General features: G+C 34.5%; 20 protein-coding genes. 7 read left to right on the forward strand and 13 right to left on the reverse strand.

The window, feature by feature from the left end; translation table 11 throughout:
• Positions 1–30: 30 nt before the first annotated feature.
• Genes EZM65_RS14130 through EZM65_RS14145 form a run of 4 tightly spaced genes read right to left on the reverse strand, consistent with a single transcriptional unit; the run spans position 31 to position 5,192 of the window.
• Positions 31–2,052: a cytochrome c biogenesis protein CcdA gene (locus EZM65_RS14130; RefSeq protein WP_136669206.1), complete on the reverse strand. Its 2,022-nt coding sequence runs from the start codon at positions 2,050–2,052 to the stop codon at positions 31–33.
• The gene (gene tilS, locus EZM65_RS14135; protein ID WP_136669207.1) at positions 2,049–3,374 is read right to left on the reverse strand and encodes a tRNA lysidine(34) synthetase TilS; all 1,326 of its coding nucleotides are present in this window, start codon (positions 3,372–3,374) and stop codon (positions 2,049–2,051) included. Before tilS ends, EZM65_RS14130 begins: the two co-directional genes overlap by 4 nt.
• A 58-nt stretch (positions 3,375–3,432) precedes the next feature.
• Entirely contained in the window at positions 3,433–3,879 is a 447-nt protein-coding gene (locus tag EZM65_RS14140; RefSeq protein ID WP_136669208.1) for a DinB family protein, read from the reverse strand.
• An 11-nt stretch (positions 3,880–3,890) separates the two neighbouring features.
• On the reverse strand, positions 3,891–5,192 hold the full coding sequence (locus EZM65_RS14145) for an anthranilate synthase component I family protein (RefSeq protein ID WP_136669209.1): 1,302 nt from the start codon (positions 5,190–5,192) through the stop codon (positions 3,891–3,893).
• Positions 5,193–5,323: 131 nt separating this feature from the next.
• On the opposite strand from EZM65_RS14145, the gene EZM65_RS14150 reads away from it, so the two are divergent.
• Together EZM65_RS14150 and dcm are read left to right on the forward strand one after the other, a co-directional pair.
• Positions 5,324–5,737, forward strand: a complete 414-nt coding sequence (locus EZM65_RS14150) for a very short patch repair endonuclease (protein WP_136669210.1) — start codon at positions 5,324–5,326, stop codon at positions 5,735–5,737.
• A gap of 153 nt (positions 5,738–5,890) precedes the next feature.
• A complete protein-coding gene (gene dcm / locus EZM65_RS14155) occupies positions 5,891–6,877 on the forward strand; it encodes a DNA (cytosine-5-)-methyltransferase (RefSeq protein WP_136669211.1) in 987 nt (328 codons plus the stop codon).
• Here the strand turns inward: dcm and EZM65_RS14160 are convergent.
• The 9 genes from EZM65_RS14160 to ric form a co-directional block, all read right to left on the reverse strand.
• On the reverse strand, positions 6,849–7,631 hold the full coding sequence (locus tag EZM65_RS14160) for a hypothetical protein (protein WP_136669212.1): 783 nt from the start codon (positions 7,629–7,631) through the stop codon (positions 6,849–6,851). The genes dcm and EZM65_RS14160 overlap by 29 nt on opposite strands.
• Positions 7,628–8,548, reverse strand: coding sequence for a hypothetical protein (locus tag EZM65_RS14165; protein WP_211196222.1), 921 nt, complete (start codon positions 8,546–8,548; stop codon positions 7,628–7,630). The genes EZM65_RS14160 and EZM65_RS14165 overlap by 4 nt, the downstream gene beginning before the upstream one ends.
• Complete coding sequence (locus EZM65_RS14170; protein ID WP_136669213.1) at positions 8,520–8,762, reverse strand: helix-turn-helix domain-containing protein; 243 nt, start codon at positions 8,760–8,762, stop codon at positions 8,520–8,522. Before EZM65_RS14170 ends, EZM65_RS14165 begins: the two co-directional genes overlap by 29 nt.
• 199 nt (positions 8,763–8,961) lie before the next feature.
• Positions 8,962–10,242, reverse strand: a complete 1,281-nt coding sequence (locus EZM65_RS14175; RefSeq protein ID WP_248574877.1) for an alginate export family protein — start codon at positions 10,240–10,242, stop codon at positions 8,962–8,964.
• A 133-nt stretch (positions 10,243–10,375) separates the two neighbouring features.
• Positions 10,376–11,224, reverse strand: a complete 849-nt coding sequence (locus EZM65_RS14180; protein ID WP_136669214.1) for a YitT family protein — start codon at positions 11,222–11,224, stop codon at positions 10,376–10,378.
• 88 nt (positions 11,225–11,312) lie between these two features.
• Complete coding sequence (locus EZM65_RS14185) at positions 11,313–12,026, reverse strand: anaerobic ribonucleoside-triphosphate reductase activating protein (protein ID WP_136669215.1); 714 nt, start codon at positions 12,024–12,026, stop codon at positions 11,313–11,315.
• Positions 11,980–12,144, reverse strand: a complete 165-nt coding sequence (gene nrdD / locus EZM65_RS15885) for an anaerobic ribonucleoside-triphosphate reductase (RefSeq protein ID WP_136669216.1) — start codon at positions 12,142–12,144, stop codon at positions 11,980–11,982. The genes EZM65_RS14185 and nrdD overlap by 47 nt, the downstream gene beginning before the upstream one ends.
• On the reverse strand, positions 12,116–14,239 hold the full coding sequence (locus EZM65_RS14195) for a ribonucleoside triphosphate reductase (RefSeq protein ID WP_136669217.1): 2,124 nt from the start codon (positions 14,237–14,239) through the stop codon (positions 12,116–12,118). The genes nrdD and EZM65_RS14195 overlap by 29 nt, the downstream gene beginning before the upstream one ends.
• Before the next feature lie 5 nt (positions 14,240–14,244).
• Entirely contained in the window at positions 14,245–14,961 is a 717-nt protein-coding gene (ric, locus tag EZM65_RS14200) for an iron-sulfur cluster repair di-iron protein (protein WP_136669249.1), read from the reverse strand.
• 204 nt (positions 14,962–15,165) lie between these two features.
• Between ric and EZM65_RS14205 the strand changes: the two genes are divergently transcribed.
• From EZM65_RS14205 to EZM65_RS14225, 5 genes are read left to right on the forward strand one after another with little or no spacing between them, the layout of a single operon-like run.
• Positions 15,166–15,600 carry a cytochrome c gene (locus EZM65_RS14205; protein ID WP_136669218.1) on the forward strand — a complete coding sequence of 145 codons (435 nt, stop codon included), beginning with the start codon at positions 15,166–15,168 and terminating at the stop codon, positions 15,598–15,600.
• Positions 15,601–15,611: 11 nt separating this feature from the next.
• Complete coding sequence (locus EZM65_RS14210; RefSeq protein ID WP_136669219.1) at positions 15,612–16,955, forward strand: cbb3-type cytochrome c oxidase subunit I; 1,344 nt, start codon at positions 15,612–15,614, stop codon at positions 16,953–16,955.
• A 10-nt stretch (positions 16,956–16,965) separates the two neighbouring features.
• A complete protein-coding gene (gene nirK / locus EZM65_RS14215) occupies positions 16,966–18,399 on the forward strand; it encodes a copper-containing nitrite reductase (protein WP_136669220.1) in 1,434 nt (477 codons plus the stop codon).
• 11 nt (positions 18,400–18,410) lie between these two features.
• Entirely contained in the window at positions 18,411–19,247 is an 837-nt protein-coding gene (locus tag EZM65_RS14220) for a formylglycine-generating enzyme family protein (protein WP_136669221.1), read from the forward strand.
• 11 nt (positions 19,248–19,258) lie between these two features.
• Entirely contained in the window at positions 19,259–19,831 is a 573-nt protein-coding gene (locus EZM65_RS14225) for an SCO family protein (RefSeq protein ID WP_136669222.1), read from the forward strand.
• The last annotated feature ends 22 nt before the right edge of the window (positions 19,832–19,853 follow it).

Raw genomic sequence — 19,853 nt, forward strand, 5'->3', positions numbered from 1 at the left:
GAAAGGCCCTCAAAATTGAGGGCTTTCTTGTTATTTAAAGTTTTTGATTCCGTTTTCCAACCAGGTTTTGTATTCCTGTATGTCAGAAGTATAGGCTATAGGTTCAGATAAATCATTGCCTTCGTTATCCAGAATTACATATAAAGGCTGTGAGTTGCTTTTATATCTAGTAATTTGTAAATCACTCCACTTGTTGCCAATCGTAACAACTTCTTTACCCGTGGTTTTTGAAACATATTGCTGTTCTTTTGGAAGTTCTATTTTTCTGTCACAAACCAATGAAATTACGACCAGCTTCTCTTTTAAAATAGATAGAACTTCAGGATTGGACCATGCATTATCTTCCATTTTTCGGCAATTGGCACAGGCGTCACCTGTAAAATCAAGAAGTACTGGTTTGTTTACTTGTTTTGCATAAGCCAGACCGGTTTCATAATCATCAAAAGTGATGATGCCATGCGGGCCGTAATGTGCATGTTCCGGTAAAGCCGATTTATCGTTATTAGTCGTGCCGCCTAAACCATTTGGTATTTCACTATAAGTTGAAGGAGGTGTTAAGCCGCTTAAAATCTTTAAAGGAGCTCCCCATAAACCAGGAATCATATAAAATGTGAAAGTAGTTACAATGATAGCCATTGAAAGTCTTCCTACTCCAATTTTATCAGCTTTTTCATAATCATGAGGCAGCATATATCTGCCAAATAAATATAAGGCCCATGCACCAAAAATTGCAATCCATATCGCTATAAACAGCTCTCGCTCCAGCCAGTGTTTTTGTAATACTAAATCGGCATTTGATAAAAATTTAAAAGCAAAAGCCAATTCTAAAAATCCTAATGAAACTTTTACGGTATTTAACCATCCACCTGATTTAGGCAGTGAGTTCAACCAGCCCGGGAACATAGCAAATAACATGAATGGTAACGCAATAGCCAGTGAGAATCCTAACATACCAACAATTGGGGCAATACCTCCTTTTGAAGCCGATTCTACCAATAAAGTTCCTACAATTGGGCCGGTACAAGAGAATGATACCACTGCTAAAGCAAGTGCCATAAAAATGATTCCGATAATACCGCCTTTGTCTGCCTGTGAATCCAGTTTTGTAGCCCATGAACTTGGTAAAACAATTTCGAATGCACCTAAAAATGAAAGAGCAAAAACTACTAATAATCCAAAGAAAATTAAATTAAACCATACACTCGTTGATAATTCATTTAAAGCTTCTGCACCAAATACAGCAGTTATGATTGAACCTAAAATTACATAAATAGCAATGATTGAAAGTCCGTAAATAACCGCATTTCTGATTCCTTCACTTTTTGTTTTGCTTTGTTTTGTAAAAAAGCTTACAGTCATAGGAATCATAGGGAAAATACAAGGCATTAAGAGCGCCGCAAATCCACCTATGAAAGCTAAAATGAATATACTCCACAAACTCTTCGAGTTTCCAGATTTCTTTTCAGTGGCAGGATTTTTTACTTCATCTATTGAAGCCGGTCTATTTTCCTTTGTAATTAAAGGAACTGCAATTATTTTATTGGTGTCTTTTTGAACCGAGTCCTTTTTTACTTCTTTTTCTGTTTTAGTTTCTTCAGCAACGGCAACAGGTAATTTTATATCAAATGTCTTGTCTTGCTGAATGCACGATTCTTTACATACCTGATATTCTACAAATACTTTAACCGAATTGCTTTTAGGATTGGTTACTTTTACAGTTTGTTTAAATTGTGCTTTATTTTCAAAAAGATATTCATCTATTTCAAAAACATCACTATATACTTTTTTATAGGGGCTTTCAACTGTTTTGCCAACTAATTGATAGTTGCCTTTTGCGTTTTTAAAAGTGAAAACTGTAGGTAAAGAACCACCATCAGGCGTAAACTGAGAGAACATATGCCACTCAGGTTCTATTGTTGCATTGAAAGTAATGACAAATTCGGTTTCCGATTTTTTCTCAACCGATGTCTTCCATGAAACTGGATTTAAAATTTGGGCTTGAACTCCTAAAAAGCTTGTAAAAAATAGGAGTAAGGCGTATAATTTTTTCATTTTTTTTGGGTAATATTTAAAATTTTTATTGTGTTGTTTGTTGCAATATATCGTTTGTCGGCTCTATGGTTTACAATCCAGACTACTTCGTTTTCTGAACATAAAAGCCAGGTTTTTTCTTTATCAATCAATGAGAATTTTTCATCTTTGAAATATTTACTCACTTTTTTCCTTCCATTCATTCCCGAAGGGTAAAAATAATCACCTTCTTTCCATTTTCTAAGCACTAAAGGAAACTTTAACTTTTCTTTATCAACAAAAATAGATGATTTTGAAGGCTCTGAAATGTGACTTTGGTTACAAAACAATAATTTTATTGGTTTATCTATGAAATTATCTTCTTCATTTATTAAAATAATTTCCGGATTTTCATTGGTAATTTTAGAAAGAATAAGCCGATTTCTGTCTTTTAATAATCTGTAATTTTCCGAAAATACCTGCTTTCCTGATTGGTTATCCATTAAATCATTAATGGCAGTCCAATCAAAAAAACCATATGGTTTCAGCCATTCGTATAAATATGTACCGCAATTCGGGAGCTGCTTTAATTTTTCGGTATCAAAGTGGATTTCTTCATTTTTTTGAGAAGCAATCCTCTCAAATTGAAAAACCAAAGCGTCTTTGGCTAATGAATTGGTTTCTGATAGATTTTTAATGGTATTTTGAAACGAATCCAGTAAACTATTATTCAGTTCTTTCAGCACAGGAACAACATGATGTCTGATTTTATTCCTGAAATATTTATCAGAGGCATTACTTGAATCCTCACGCCATTCGATACTATTGTCTTTGGCATAATTTTCAATTGCTGACCTTGAAAAAATTAATAAAGGACGGACAATTTTGTTATTTACCTCAGGAATTCCTGTAAGACCCTCGATACCGGTGCCCCGTGTAAAATTAATCAGAAAAGTTTCCAGTGAATCATCCAGATGATGGGCAGTAATTAAATAATCGAAGCCTTCTTTTTCCAATAATTCATGAAACCAATTATAACGTAATTCGCGTGCCGCCTGCTGAATGGAAAGTTTGTTTTCTTCAGCGTATTTTTGAGTTTCAAATTTTCGAATAAAGATTTTGTGTTTGGCACCTCGACTGCGCTCGGTGTGGCATATTTTGGATTTTACAAAAAATTCATCCTGATTGCTTTCTTCTCCACGTAATTGAAAATTACAGTGTGCTATGCCGATTTCAAAATCAAGTTTTGAGAATAAATCTACTAGAACCATACTGTCAATACCACCACTGACAGCCAGAAGCAGTTTTTTACCAATAAGGTAGTGTAGGTTTTTATGAATATGATTTTGTAAATCCTGAAGCATTATGCGAATTTAAGTTTTTTATCAATAAAAAAGCAACCCTGTTGAGTTGCCTTGATTTTTAATTATCCAATAATCTTCTGTGGTAATTGATTTGTCCTAAATGATACCCCAAATGGACAGTTAAATGTATCAATAAATGATAGGTGGATTTAAATGGGTAATTCTTTACCAGTGTATATTCTTTATGTAAATCTTCTTCTGTTAGTTTAGTAAGTGTGTCTAAAACTATCTCTTTTGTTTCTTCTACCGCACGTAATAAATCAATTCTTGGAGTGTTTTTTTGAGAAAATTCTAAATCACGCTCACGTATGTATCCGGTTTCGCCAAGTTCAGCACCAATATATGTTTTCAGATTGCCGATTAAGTGTAAACATAAATTTCCTCCCGAATTGCTTATGTTTTTGTCAGTAATCCAAAGGTTGTTTTCGTTGTTGTAAAGTTCGATTTCTTCTTTTAGTTTGTTTAAATCCCTTTCAAAAAGATACTGTAATGATGGAATAAGCATATTTATTTTTTTTAGTTTGTTAATACTTCATGCATCGCTTTAGCTTTTAATAAACACTCTTCATATTCTTTGTCAGGTTCAGAAAGTGCTGTAATGGCACTGCCCACAGAAAAAGAGATGTATTTATTGGCAGCATTATATAAAATACTTCGGATTATTACATTAAAATCAAAATCGCCGGCAGGAGTGAAGTACCCTATGGCACCACTGTAAAGCCCGCGTTTTGTTTCTTCGAGTTCTTCAATGATTTGCATCGCCGAAATTTTTGGTGCTCCTGTCATGCTTCCCATAGGGAAAGTGGTTTTTAAAACTTCTATAGGAGATGTATTTGGTTCAATTTCTGAAGTAACAGTAGAAATCATTTGGTGTACTTGTTTGAAAGTGTAAATACCGCATAATTCTTCTACTTTGACAGAACCTTTGGTGGCTGTGTGCGATAAATCATTCCGGACTAAATCAACTATCATGATGTTTTCGGAGCGTTCTTTTGGATTTTGTTCCAATTCGGTTTTGGATTGTAAATCCAAAGCAGCATCTTCAAAACGTTTTGAAGTTCCTTTTATAGGTTGTGAAATGATTTTATTTGCTTCTTTTCTTAAATAGCGTTCAGGTGAAGCGGATAATAAGTAATGTTTGTGGTTTTTAAAATATACTGCAAATGGAGGTTCAGAAATAGTGTCCAGTTTTTGAAAAATTTCCACTGGATTAATTTCAGCTTCGGCAGCATAAAATTCCATACAAAAGTTAGCCTCATAAATATCGCCGCGGTGAATATGAGCCAGCATTTGGGTTACTTTGTCTAAATAGCTCTCTTTTGAAATACGTTGTTGGATTTTTATGCTCTCAATGTTTGACATTTGACTTTCGGCTTTCGGCTTTCGACTTTTGACTATATCTTCAAAATCTTCCTCCAATTCATCATCACACATTGATAAATATGAAATTTCGACAAGGTTTTCTTTTATCAGGAAAATTTTCTTTGGCTGAAAAAAGTACAAATCCGGAAACTGCAAACCATCAAAATTATGTGATGTCAACTGTTCTATATCGTTTTTTAAATCATACGATAAATAACCAAACAGCCAGTCTTTTGTTTGTTGCTGGTATTGTCTTAAATCTTCAAAAGCATTATAATAATCCGTTTTTATGGAAGTGAAAGCATCGACAGCCAAAATTGCTTCAAACGAACCGTATTTTTGAGGATAATTGTTACTATCCAGAAAAATAATTTCACGAAACTGTTGTGCCCAATGCAGCAATTGGGTTTTAAAAAGATTTACATCTTCAATCGATTTGATAACTGTCTTTCTCAAGTGTGCAAAGATAAAGGATTTTGCACTGAAGTGAGTTGAAAAATAACGCAAATCCTCCAATAAACTTCCCGGTAACGGGTTAATTATTTAACTTTATATGTTGGTTTATGACTTCTGTAAATAATAAAGAAATGGCAGATACACATAGTAAAGAGGTACGGAGTTATAATATGAGTCAGATAAAAAGCAAGAACACAAAACCAGAAGTTCTTGTTAGGAAATTTCTATTTAGTAAAGGGTTCAGGTATAGATTATATAGAAAGGATTTACCGGGAAAACCCGATATATTTATCCCCAAACTTAAGTGTATTATTGATATCAGAGGATGTTTTTGGCATGGTCATAATGACTGCAGATATTATAGACCTCCCAAAACAAATACAGAATGGTGGTTGAAAAAGATTGGAAACAATATAAAAAGGGATGTTGAAAATGAAAAGATTAATATTGCAAATGGTTATAATGTAGTTGTGATTTGGGAATGTGAGATTAAAAAAGGTGACTGGCAGGAAAATTTGATTTCCAAATTAAAAAGCCTTCTTTGAATAAATGTATTTACTAATCAGCTCTTTAAAAATGTATTTTAATCAGCTGATTTTAAATTTAACAGGCATGAGTATTAGAATATAGTATTACTTGTATATTTGTATTTTTAAATATAGATTACATACTATAATTAGCATAGAAAACAAGAGGTTATGAATGAAAAGTTTAAAGTAGGGAGCTTATATGCTGGTATTGGAGGGATTTGTATGGGATTTGAAAAATCCGGATTCGAATTGCTTTGGGCTAATGAATTTGATAAGGCTGCCTGTGTAACTTACCGCGAAAACTTTAAACATGAGCTTATTGAAGGAGATGTTTTACAATTGGATTTGAATACAATTCCAAAGATTGATATTTTGACAGCAGGGTTCCCTTGTCAGCCATTTTCAGTTGCCGGTTATAGAAAGGGATTTAATGACCATAGAGGCAATCATTTTTTCAGAATATTGGATTTTGTTGATACAATGAGACCTAAAGTGGTTTTTTTAGAGAATGTTAAAAACCTTGTAACCCACGACCACGGCAAGACTATGCAGGTGATTGAATCTTCTTTAAGAGAAAGAAATTACTCGTTTCAGGCTCAGGTTTTAAATACAAAGGACTATGGTAATATTCCTCATAACCGGGAAAGAATATTTATGATAGCTTTTGATTTGAATGAATATCCAAATGCCGAGACTTTGTTTGAATTTCCAAAAAAGGAAGAACTTACAAAAACAATAAAAGACTTCCTTATCAAAGAGAAAGTTGATGATGCTTTCTATTACAATGAAGACAGGTATATGTTTGATATGCTGAAAGAGACTATCAAATCAAAAGATACTGTTTATCAATTCAGAAGACAGTATGTAAGAGAGAACAAATCAAATGTTTGTCCTACGCTTACTGCTAATATGGGAACCGGCGGACACAATGTGCCGCTCATTTTAACTGATTATGGCTTTAGAAAACTAACGCCAAGGGAATGTTTAAGATTTCAGGGGTTTCCGGATACTTTTAAGATTCCAACGAAACTGGCCAACTCAAATTTGTACAAACAAGCGGGTAATTCTGTCAGTGTTCCTGTTATTGAAGCCGTTTCTGCAAACATTAAAAAAGTTCTGGATAATGTTATGGTGCCTGTTGAGGCTGAGGCATAGCTTTCAATTCTGACACTAAATCTGTTATAACCCGCATATCTCCACACTGAATATAATAATTCTCCGCATCCATTCTTACTTTTCCATTCAGGTAAGAGTTTTGGGGTAAAATATTTCTATTGGCTATTACCGTTATTAAATCTGTGTGGGTAATATATCCTGCAATATCGGCACTGAAATTTTGTTTCGTTACAGTTGCTTCAATATTGTCTTTCTCAAAAATAGTACCGTTGAATAAATTATTTTCTCTGAATATCGATTTCAAATCGGGTTTTATTCTTACCAAAACAAAGTAATCATATTTACTTGTAGTGCCCGTATTTAAATTTGGGATATACTGACCATTTGTGTTCCAGTCTCTCGTTTCTAAAAGCTGGAGATTTGAGAAGAAGGCTGCGGATTTTACATTAATTTTTTTTCCGTTGATTTCTAAATCCGAATCATCCCAAAGACCTTTGCCATATACACCAAAATCAGGTTCCTTTATATCAAATCCATGCGATTTAAAATGGTTATAAAGAACTATTTCGGCTAATTTTCCTTGAAATGTATTGCAGAATTTTTCTCCGTTACTTCTGTCATATTGACCGCCTGTCCTGTGAGCACGGTGGTGTCCAGTACCCATGCACATTTCGAAAGCAAAATCAAAAGTTTTTTTTACATCAGTTGATGATAATGGAAAACCAGAAAAAGCTCTTTTGGAATTCGAGTGATAATTATTCCTTTGGTTTTCAGTTGAATAAGTCAGTTTCATATTCTTTTGTTTTTTTCGGAAGCAACTTCAGAAATAATATCCCAGTTTTCTTTAAATCGGTCAAGAGAATTTAAGCTTACATTTGTGATGTCGGCATCATCAATTTTTTCCACATAACTCATAGGAATTAAATAGCATATACCTACCTGTTTATCCACGGCGGCGTAAATATCACAATGTTCCGCAGTAATTCTCTGACCTTGATTTCTTATGTGATGATGGTCAATTCCCTGACCTCCTCTGTCTCTGTCTTTAAAACTGATTGAATTCCCTGATGCACCTTTTATTTGAATTCTTAACAAAGTATTGTTATAATCAACGACTGCATCATATTTACTGGATCTGACATCAACATTGGAACAATTGAAACCTGCTAATATGGCTCTTGCCAGAAATAAAAATTGAGCACTATCCCCTGCATTGGCAGTCATGATTCCTGTGTTTATATTTTGAATATTAGAAGGAAATCCGTTTGAAAATATAAAATCATATTGTTTTTCTAAAATCTTCTTTAAACTGGTTGCTGTATATTTATAATGATACTCATTATTCATATTATTCTTAATATACTCAATAGCATTGGCAACAAATCCAGCTTTATCGATTTCATTTTTTACACTTTGCTGTAAAATAGAATCGTAATATGTGATTAAGTCAGCTTTTAAAATTAAATGCCTGTTTGCTATATCCAGAATTCTTGCTTTAATATAATTCTCATCTCTGAATTCACGCTGTAAGGTTTGATTAAATTCATCATCACTGAGTCTTTCAGTAAAATACCTCTTCATAGCAGTTTTGAAGTCGGTTTTAGAACCAAATAAAAGCAAACCTCCAATACCTGTATTTGCAGGGTCGAAATTCACACCGTTTATTGCTGAAATATTGTCTTTAAGATACTGAATCTGCTCTTTGTTCATCTTTTAATAAATCGATTAGGTCAACACCAAGACCATTAGTTATTTTTTGAATGTTGATCAGTGTGATGTTTTTTTCAGCTCTTTCAATCATTCCTATATAGGTTCTGTGAACATCAGCGAGATGGGCCAATTGCTCCTGAGAAAGTCCTTTTTGGATTCTGAACCTTCGGACATTGTCTCCAAACGTGATTAATATTTGCTTTTTTTCCTCCATTGCTAACTAAAGTATTCAAATCTGCCTTTATATACAAGTTTAATCAACATATAATAATTAGCATTCAGAAATTTTACTTGTATTAATGATTTGGATGGCTTTCTTTATTGAAATCAAGATTGCTGATTTATGAATCTAAAAGTACTCTTAAAAAAAAAGATGTATCGCAACGACACATCCTTTTTGGTTAAATCCATTTTTATTTAGCAGTTGTTGTGAAGATTCTTGGATTAATATTTATCATTATCCATGCCCAGTTGTTGTCATAACCTTTATTTCCGGCTTTAAGTACTTCTAAAGTATCTGAACCGAACATTTGTGAATATCCGGCGGATAAGGTAATTTCTTTTTTGAACATAAAAGTTGTGACAAAATCAATTTCTGTTCCTAAATAGTTATCCATTTTTTTTGTTGCAGCTGCAGGGTCAGAAACATTGGCTGCGCTGTAAAATAAATGAGGTGTTAGATTAAACTGCCATTTGTTTGAATTCAGATTCAATTTCAAATATGCATCCTGAAGTCCGACATTATTTTTGAAACTGCCAACATAAAAGTAATCCATCAAACCATTAAAAGCGTGATTTGTTCCAAACAGCGGGTAGAATGATTTTATTTTGTTGCTGGTGTCCTCTTGATCTTTCCCTGATAAGTATTCATAACCTAAACCGGCTTTAAATTTTTCAGTAAAAGCATAGTTGGCTGCAATACCGGCATAATAAGCACCTACAGGAGTTTTTTCATTGATTAATTTGCCTTTGCCGGTTTGGCCGTAAATTCCTAAGCTGGCATCAAGTTTATTGTTTTTGTAATCCATAAAGGATCCAAAAGTTTGAATGTAATCAAGTTTCAAATCATCTGTGACAGCTTCTTTATATTGATAACCATTGTTTAAAAACAACAAACTCATGTTCATTTTATTGAAGTTTTTGTGGTACCAGGCAAATTGCATGTTTTTATAATTGGTGGTATACAATTCCTCGTATAATTTCTCACTATCTGTATTTAATGCAAAACCTAAATGTAATTGATGTTTTTTAGTGTTGAAAGTAATTAATGCTGCATCGTGGGATTGTGCCTGCTGTGCCCAGTCTATTGCACCCATAATTCTTTGGTTGTCATATGACAGGACCTGCCTTCCCACTTTTATACTCCAGGTAGAGTCGATTTCATATTGCGCCCAGGCTTCAAACAATGCTGTTCCATTTTTATCGGAGGCAGTAACTGTGGATGCATCACCCCAATTCCTTAAATTTTGAAGAGTTAATTTAACTTTTAAATGTTCTTGCCTGTAATTAAAATCCAATCTGCTTCTTTGACTGACAAATGAGCTTGGGTAAGAACCGTCTTTCATTAGTTCTTTAAAACCGTTTCTATATTCATATCTTGGTCTTAATTGTAAATTTACTTCAAATTCCTGTGCTTGAATATTTATTCCGAAGGTTGTTAAAGCTAGTAAGCTTAACTGTTTTATAAATTTCATATTTTTAATTATAAATTTCAAATAAAATTAGGACACAAATGTCCTATTATTGATGACATTTATCATATGATGCTTTTTTTTTGCATCAGACATAAAAATAGTTTAAGAAATTAAAAGCAGGATCATATGGTAGTTAATCGTCAGTACCTAATATTTCAGCAGCTTCCATTACAATCATTATGATGTTTTTGTCGTAGGAATGAACCAGTTGTTTGAGGATGTTTAATTTGTTTTTATCGATTAAAATAAAAATTATGTCCTTATGCTCAGTATTTGCTAAATCGTTCCCGGTTACAACTGTACCCTTTATATTTAGTTGTTGAAAAATAAGATTGCTTAATTCTGTTAAATTTTTTGATGAAGATAAATGAACAATCTTTTTGTTTGGCGCACCTACCAGAATAGTATCGATAAGTTTTGAAGCTGTATATATACTAATCAGACTCCAAAGTGCAATTTCAAGGCTTTTAAAAATAATTCCAGCCATAATAATTACAAGGGCATCCAAAACTAAAATTATGGTACTGGTTTTAAAGCCTGTGCTGACAGCGATTATTTTTGCCAAAATTGTACCGCCTCCGGCTGAGGCCCCTCCTTTAAAAATCAACCCCAATCCTATGCCTATAGAAATTCCTCCATATAAAGTTGAGAGTAACAAATTATTGCTTAAGGCAGGAATCGGAATTATTTTAGTGAGAATTGCCACAAAAACCGAGATTAAAACGATACAAAATGTGGTGTCGACAGCAAATTTTCTTCCTAAATATTTAACACCAAAAAATAATAACGGTATATTAATTAAAACAAGCAACAGATATATAGGCAGTTTAAGAAGATGATGCAGTACAATGGCCAAACCAGCCGTACCACCTGTTGCGATATGATTTGGCGATAAAAAAGCAACCACTCCAAACGCTAACAAAAAGCTTCCGGAAATTATTAAGCAATAGTTAAAAATTTCTATTTTTATTTTTGTAGTCATTAAGGGAATTTATTTTTCTTTCAAGATACAATTATATTTGAAACAAGATAACAGATATTGTTCAGCTAAAATACCTTAAAAAATTATTTCATCGAAGCACTGCTTTTATTCTTTTGGTGCTTAAATTTTCAATTTCAGTAAGTTTTGTTGAATAATTCAGATTACCAATTGTTGGAGTGTTATTGATAAAATTTTGGATATAATAATAACCAATGTATCCTTTTTGCTCTAAAAACAGAATCATTTTTTTTAAATCGGAAATGGAAATTAAATCGGAATGATAAGTAGTCCGTACTTCAAATTTTACTTTGTATTCAAGTAAAATATCCAATGTTTTTTGAAAAGAATCAAATAAATCGGACTGTGTGATTTTTTTATAATTATCAGGCAGTGATTTAAAGTCCAATGCTATATAATCCACCAATTTCAATTTTATTATTTCAGCCAGCAATGCTGAATTTGAGCCGTTGGTATCTATTTTGACAGCATAACCAAGCTGTTTCACCTCTTTTAAAAAGGGGATAAAATGTTTGTGGCTTGTGCATTCTCCGCCGCTTAAAATAACGCCGTCCAAAAGTGTCTGCCGTTTTTTTAGAAAAGACAGAGAATCTTCATACGAAAATTGCCCTTTACCGGATACAATTTCAGGATTGTAACAATACAAACATTTCATATTACAGCCTGAAAACCAGAGGATGCAGGCTGTAATATGAGGGAAATCCAAAAGAGTAAAAGGGGTTATGCTGTAAATAGGTTTAACAGCATGACTTTTCGTTAAAATGGATTCGTTGTTTGTGTTCACCTTTCTTACCAATATTAAAACTTTCAACAGGTCTGTGATAGCCCATTACTCTAGTGTACACCAGGCATTTAGTTCTTAAATGCTGGTGATTAATTAAAATTTGTCTGGTTTTGTTCATATATCTGATTATTAAAGTTTTGTATGATTAAATCATCACATTTTGGACAATATTCGTGTTCACCATTCAAATAGCCGTGTACCGGACAAACACTAAATACGGGTGTAACTGTTATATAAGGTAGTTTGAAATTTGTCAGCACTTTTTTTACAAATTCTTTACATGCCTGGGGAGAACTTATTTTTTCGCTCATATACAAGTGTAGTACCGTACCTCCGGTGTATTGGCATTGTAAGTCATCCTGCATCAGTAAAGCTTCAAACGGGTCATTGGTATAATCCACAGGGATCTGCGAACTATTGGTATAATAAATGTTTTCGCATTCCCCGGCTTGAAGTATGTCTATAAATCGTTTTTTATCTTCTTTTGCAAAGCGATAAGTGGTTCCTTCAGCAGGAGTTGCCTCAAGATTGTATAAGTTACCCGTTTCTTCCTGAAATTCTTTCATTTTTTCTCTTATATGGCTTAAAATTTCCATTGAAAATTCATATCCATACATTGAAGTGATGTCTTCTTCGTTATTGGTGAAATTTCGAATCATTTCGTTCATTCCGTTAACTCCAATTGTAGAAAAATGGTTTCTGAAATGCGGCAGATACCTTTTAGTATATGGGTAAAGTCCCCGGTCATACATTTCCTGAATGAATTTTCTTTTTTTCTCTAAAGTTGATTTGGAAATAATGAGTAAATTGTCCAGTTGACGGTATAATTCGGTTTTGTTGTTTTTATACAAATACCCCAGTCTGGCCATATTTATGGTAACCACGCCAATACTGCCGGTCATTTCGGCACTACCAAAAAGTCCGTTGCCTCTTTTAAGCAATTCTCTTAAATCGAGCTGCAGCCTGCAGCACATACTGCGTACGGCATTGGGTTTGTAGGCATTGGGATTTTCTACTTTATTACCCAATTCATCAACTAAGTACTGACTTCCGATAAAATTTTGGAAATAGGATGAACCTATTTTGGCCGTGTTTTCAAATAATATATCGGTATTTTCTCCATCCCAGTCAAAATCTTCCGTAATATTTACGGTTGGAATAGGGAAGGTAAAAGGCTGTCCGTTGGCATCGCCTTCTGTCATTACCGTATAATAGGCTTTGTTAATCATATTCATTTCTTTCTGGAAATGCCTGTACTGCAGCTCAGGTAATGTACTAACGCCTCTTTCCCTGGCTTTACCAAGTAAATCTGCATTTGAAACGGCAAACAGATGCTGGTTGTTTTTTGTTGGTATTTGATCTTTCAAATCTTCAGGGACAATCCAGTCTAAAGTGATATTGGTAAAAGGAGATTGGCCCCAGCGGGCAGGGACATTCAAATTGTATATGAAGCTTCTGATAGCTTTCAACACATCTTCATAGCTTAAGTTGTCTTTAAAAACATAAGGAGCGAGGTACGTATCAAATGAACTGAAAGCTTGTGCACCAGCCCATTCGCTTTGTAAAATACCTAAAAAATTTGCCATTTGTCCTAATGCTTCTCTGAAGTGAGACGGAGCTTTGCTTTCAACACGGCCTCTGACACCGTTGAATCCATCGTTTAAAAAGACTCTCAGACTCCATCCGGCACAATAGCCGGTAAGACAGTCTAAATCATGAATATGAATGTCTCCGTTTCTATGTGCAAACCCTTCTTCTTTGGAGTATATTTTATCCAGCCAATAATTAGCAATTATTTTTCCGGCCACATTGTTTACCAGCCCGGCATTTGAATAAGACGTGTTGGCATTAGCATTGATACGCCAATCGGTTTGTTGGATATATTCTTCAATGGTCTGAGAACTGTCTACATAAGTAGTGTCATCATTTAAATCCTGAATATGTTCTCTTTGCATTTTTCTTGTATGCCTGTACAGCATAAAAGAGCGCATAACTTCAAAATAGTCCTTTTTAAATAAGGTTTCTTCGATTAGGTCCTGGATTTCTTCTACTGCCCAAACAGTTTTACCTTGTAATTTATCAATTACCGAAGTAAAAATATCTTCGTCGTAAGCAACATGAACACTGTCAAAGCTTTTTAAAATCGCATCTTCGATTTTGAAAGCCTGAAAAGGTTTGTATTCTCCACTGCGTTTGATTACAAAAAAATCCATACAGTTTAGTTTAACAATTTGTTTTCTAAATTTTCAGCAGTAGGAAATAAGATGTTATTTTCAAGATGAATGTGCTTGTGCAGATCCTGCTCAAATTCATCTATCATGGCAAACGTTACTATGTAAGTATTACAGGCATCCTGCGGTGGTGTATAATCGTTAGAAAGTTCTTTGATTTTTCTAAATCTTTCACCTTCATTATTATGCTCATGTTTCATCATTTGAATAGGGTTCAGTACAGTTCCAAAAGGAGGATGGTTCAAACTGCTCTCATTATTTTGGGAAGCCACCATTTTTTTGATGAAAGGAAAAAGAATCAGCTCTTCTTTTTTCATATGTTGTGTAAGTTCATCAGCCGATTCGAAAAACATTTTTTGAATTTCAAAAAGTTCCGGATGTCTTTCCCCATGAACTTTACACAGCTTATTTAAGAATTGGGCTATAACAAGTATTTTTTCCTCTACATATCTGTGATGTTTTTTTTCTATGTAATCAATTAATAAATCCAATGGCCAGGATTTGAAATCTATTATTTCTCCTTTATTTGAATTTGTAACTGTCCCGATTTCGTCAATCAATGCCTCTTTGTCCAATCCTTTAGCCTGGCATACTTCATCTATGGATTTATGTCCTTTACAGCAAAAATCGATACCGTATTTTGAGAATATCGCTGCGCTTCTAAAATCATCTGCCACATATTCTCCTATTGTTTTTTCTTCCATTGTTTTCATGTTATTTTTTTTATTCGAAATTACTCGAATAGGTAATCAGCACTTATGATTTTAATCATAGACGCTTTTTTTTGCAAATAATTTGATATATGATAAATATCATAAACAGTTAATGAAATGTTAATGAAATTTGTTTTCAGATAAAAAGGATAAAAATGTCCTTTTAAAAATTCACTAACCTTAAACAAGTAGATTATGCTTTCAAAATCACAAGCAAGAGCATTTTTTCTCGGAGGAACGTTTGTCACATTTACGATTTTTATTGGATTAACCATTTATTCGTTCATGCCTCAAAACGATCAGTCTTTTGATGAGAAAATAGATGTCAGGATTGTTCGCGGAAAGGAAATATGGGAGTCTAATAATTGCATGGGCTGTCATACTATTTTAGGCGAAGGAGGATATTACGCTCCAGAATTAACAAAAGTTGTTGACCGAAGAGGAGAAGCTTATATAAAAGCGGTCCTGATGTCTAAAGAACCATGGCAGCCCCGAGGCAGAAAAATGGTAGCCTATGCCATGACGGAACAAGATGCAGAGGCAATGGTAGCCTATTTAAATTGGATTGGGAAAATCGATTTAAATGGTTTTGACAGAGTTGTTTCACCATTAGCAAAAGATAAACAATAAAAATTACACTTATGAAATACGAATCACAAAAAGTAGCCTATTGGTTTTTTGCCTTGTGTATGCTGCTCTTTTCATTGCAAATAGTCTACGGATTTATAATGGGTTTTGATCGGATTGGTATACAAGGACTGCACGACATTATTCCATTCAATACTGCAAGAGCAGTGCACACTAATTTATTGGTAGTGTGGCTGTTGACAGGTTTTATGGGAGCAGCTTATTATATTATTCCAGAAGAAGCGCAACGGGAAATAGTAAGTGTAAAACTAGCGTATGTACAGTTAATATCGCTTGCTGTTGTTGGTGTGATAGCCATAATCGGTTTTCACTTAAACCATTGGGAAGGAAGAAAATTTCTTGAAATCCCAAGAGAATTGGACTTTTTAGTAGTAGTAAACGTATTACTGTTTTTGGGACTGATATTGGTTACGTTATTTAAAAGTCCGCGAAGAACCACTACTGCCTTAGTGCTTTCAATGGGATTGTTGTTTGCTGCGCTTTTATATTTACCGGGAATGATTTGGTTTGATAGCCAGGTAACGGATTCCTTCTTTAGATGGTGGGTAGTTCACTTATGGGTTGAAGGTGTTTGGGAATTAATTATGGGAGGTATTTTATCATTCCTGTTGATAAAACTAACCGGTGTAGACAGAGAGGTTATCGAAAAATGGCTGTATGTTATTATAGGTTTGACCTTTTTATCAGGAGTTTTAGGTACCGGACACCACTATTATTTTATAGGTGTAAATAAAATTTGGTTGATTATAGGCGGTATTTTCTCAGCTTTAGAACCGCTTGCTTTCTTAGCGATGGCTTTATTTGCAGTAAGGATGTATCGTAAGGGTGAAAAAAGCCATCCCAATAAAATAGCCCTGTTCTGGACTATCGGTTCAGCTATAGTTTCGTTCATCGGAGCAGGTTTATTAGGATTTGCACACACATTGCCGCAAACCAATTTATATACTCACGGAACGCTGGTAACAGCTATGCATGGTCATTATGCTTTTTGGGGTGCTTATGCTATGATTGTCTTAGCTATTATAAGTTATGCACTTCCTAACCTGACAGGAAGAAAACGATATGACAGTAAACAAGGGCATGTGGCTTTCTGGCTGGCGAATATCGGAATTTTAGGTATGACAGTTGCTTTTGGTGTGGCAGGTGTTGTACAGGTATATCTCGAGAGAAAATTAAAAATGGAATTTATGGAAGTACAAAATGAAATTAGCATTCACTTTTATGTATTGCTGATTTGTGCCACCATGTTTACAGTTGGTATCATACTCTATATTATTGATTTTATTAAGTATGGCAGACCAACAGTCGAAGCAATTAAAATTACCAATAACGATTAAAACGTACAAAATGTTAAGAAAATTAGCTTTAATCCTGATTGCAGGAAGTGCAATGATGATTAGTTGTAAAAAAGAAAACACAAAAACAGATCCAGCTTCAATTAGTGTAGAAGGAGATCCTGTTACAGCAGAATTGACAGCACCGCCGTTTGTTCCAAAACCCGTAGGCGACAGACCGGCAAAAAAACTGATTGTCAATATGGAAATTATTGAGAAAGAAGGTGAAATGGCTGATGGAGTAAAATATGTTTACTGGACTTTTGGTGGTTCAGTTCCGGGCAGTTTCATCAGAACCAGAGTTGGAGACGAAGTTGAATTCCATCTTAAAAACCATCCCGATAACAAATTACCGCATAATATAGATTTGCATGCGGTTACTGGTCCAGGTGGCGGAGCTAAATCTTCATTTGTAGCGCCAGGTCACGAAGTAACCTTCTCATTTAAAGTATTAAACCAAGGTTTGTATGTTTACCATTGTGCGACTGCACCGGTAGGGATGCACATTGCAAATGGTATGTACGGATTAATCCTGGTAGAACCTGAAGGAGGACTGCCTCCGGTAGATAAAGAATACTATGTAATGCAGGGTGATTTTTATACTAAAGAAGTCAACGGTGAAAAAGGATTGCAACCGTTTGATATGGCAAAAGCAGTAAAAGAAGAGCCTGATTATGTGGTGTTTAATGGTAAAACCGGAGCTTTGACCGGGGATGGTGCACTTACGGCAAAAGTAGGCGAGAGAGTACGTTTGTTCGTTGGGAATGGTGGCCCTAACTTAGTGTCTTCTTTCCATGTTATTGGAGAAATTTTTGATAATGTTCACGTAGAAGGCGGTGATTTGGTAAATCACGATATTCAAACCACCCTTGTTCCGGCCGGTGGTGCAGCCATCGTTGATTTTAAAGTGGATGTTCCAGGTACTTTAATTTTAGTCGACCACTCTATTTTTAGAACTTTCAATAAAGGCAGCTTAGGGATGCTTAATGTTACCGGTGAGGATAATAAAAAAATATACTCAGGTACACAATCAGATCAGGTTTACCATCCTGAAGGAGGTACAATTCAATCTATGCCTGATGAAAACACGGCAAAACCGGCTAAAGCAGTCACGCTTACTGAAAGAATTGACGATGGTAAATCAATCTATGGTAAAACATGTTTTGCATGTCACCAGGCTAGTGGAGAAGGATTGCCCAATGCTTTCCCGCCGCTTGCAAAATCAGATTTCTTAAATGCTGATATTAATAGAGCAATTGATATTGTGCTGAAAGGTAAAACGGGTGAGATTACTGTAAATGGCAAAAAATTCAATAGTGTCATGACTGCCCAGACATTGACGAATGAGGAAGTGGCAAACGTACTGACTTATGTGTATAATTCATGGGGTAATAATAAAAAAGAAGTTACGGTTGCAATGGTTCAAGCTGTAAGAGGTAAAAAATAATTTTTAGTGCAATGAAGAATTTATATTTTTTAGTTTTTGCTTTTGTTTTGATTTCATGTCAGAAAAATGATGATTTCAAAAATGTAGAAAATATAAATAAACCATCAATTTCTACTCCGAAAGATACGTCTTTTGGGGTAGAAACCCCGATGGTGTTCATAAAAGGAGGAAGTTATGTTCCTTTATATGGAAAACAAGGAAAACCGGTAACCGTTACCAATTTTTATATGGATGTTTATCCGGTAACAAACGAAAATTTTGCAGCATTTGTAAAACAAAATAAACGCTGGCAGAAATCTGAGATTAAAAGAATTTTTGCAGATGAAAATTATTTGTATAGTTGGAAAAATAATGACGGGACATGTAATACAGAAGAAAATAACCATCCTGTGACCAACGTTTCCTGGTATGCGGCAAATGCTTACTGCGAATGTCAGGGTAAAAGACTGGCCACTGTGGATGAATGGGAATATGTGGCAATGGCAAATGAAAAAATGCCCGATGCCCGAAAAGAAAAAATATACAATCAATACATTTTGGATTGGTATGAAAAAACGAAAGCGTATGATAATGAGGTAGGAAAAACTTTTAAAAATTATTATGGGGTTTATGACATGCACGGACTTGTGTGGGAATGGACTTCCGATTTTAGTTCCATTCTCCTGACCGGAGAGTCAAGAAGTGATGTAACTACAGACAAAAATCTGTTTTGCGGCAGCGGCTCGCTTAATGCATCCGATTTGATGAACTATGCCGCTTTTATGCGCTATGCATTCCGGGGTAGCACAAAAGCAGATTATACCATTAGAAACCTAGGTTTTAGATGTGTTAAGGATACTTTAAAATAAAATTGAAAATCATGAAAAATATAATCTACATACTTACACTATTTCTTTTTTTGGGTTGCCAAAAAAAGGAAACTGTAAAGCAGTCCATTTCAGAAGAATCTATCTTCAATTTAACCAGCGAATGGAAAACACAAGACAATAAAACCATCCATTTAGAGGATTTGAAAGGAAAAGTAACCGTCATGGTAATGATTTATACCTCATGTAAAGCAGCTTGTCCCAGATTAGTTGCTGATATGCGTGATATCGAATCGAAAATGCCGGAAGATAAATTGTCAGACTTAAATTTTGTTCTGGTCAGCATAGACCCCGAAACGGATAATCCTGAAAGGCTGAAAAAATTTGCGAAGGAAAATTTTATGGATGCTCCGCATTGGACATTTCTTCAGGGAAATGTAAACACTGTACAAGAATTTGCTAATGTGCTGGCCGTGAAATATAAAAAGATATCGCCTTTGGATTTTTCCCATTCAAATATCATCAGTGTTTTTAATAAAAACGGGGAATTAGTCCATCAACAGGAAGGTTTAGGTGTTAACAACGAAAACACCGTGGCAAAAATCATAGAAACAGTATCACAATAACAAACGGAAAATTTACACCAGA

Source organism: Flavobacterium sp. H122 (assembly GCF_004959765.1).
Lineage (GTDB): Bacteria > Bacteroidota > Bacteroidia > Flavobacteriales > Flavobacteriaceae > Flavobacterium.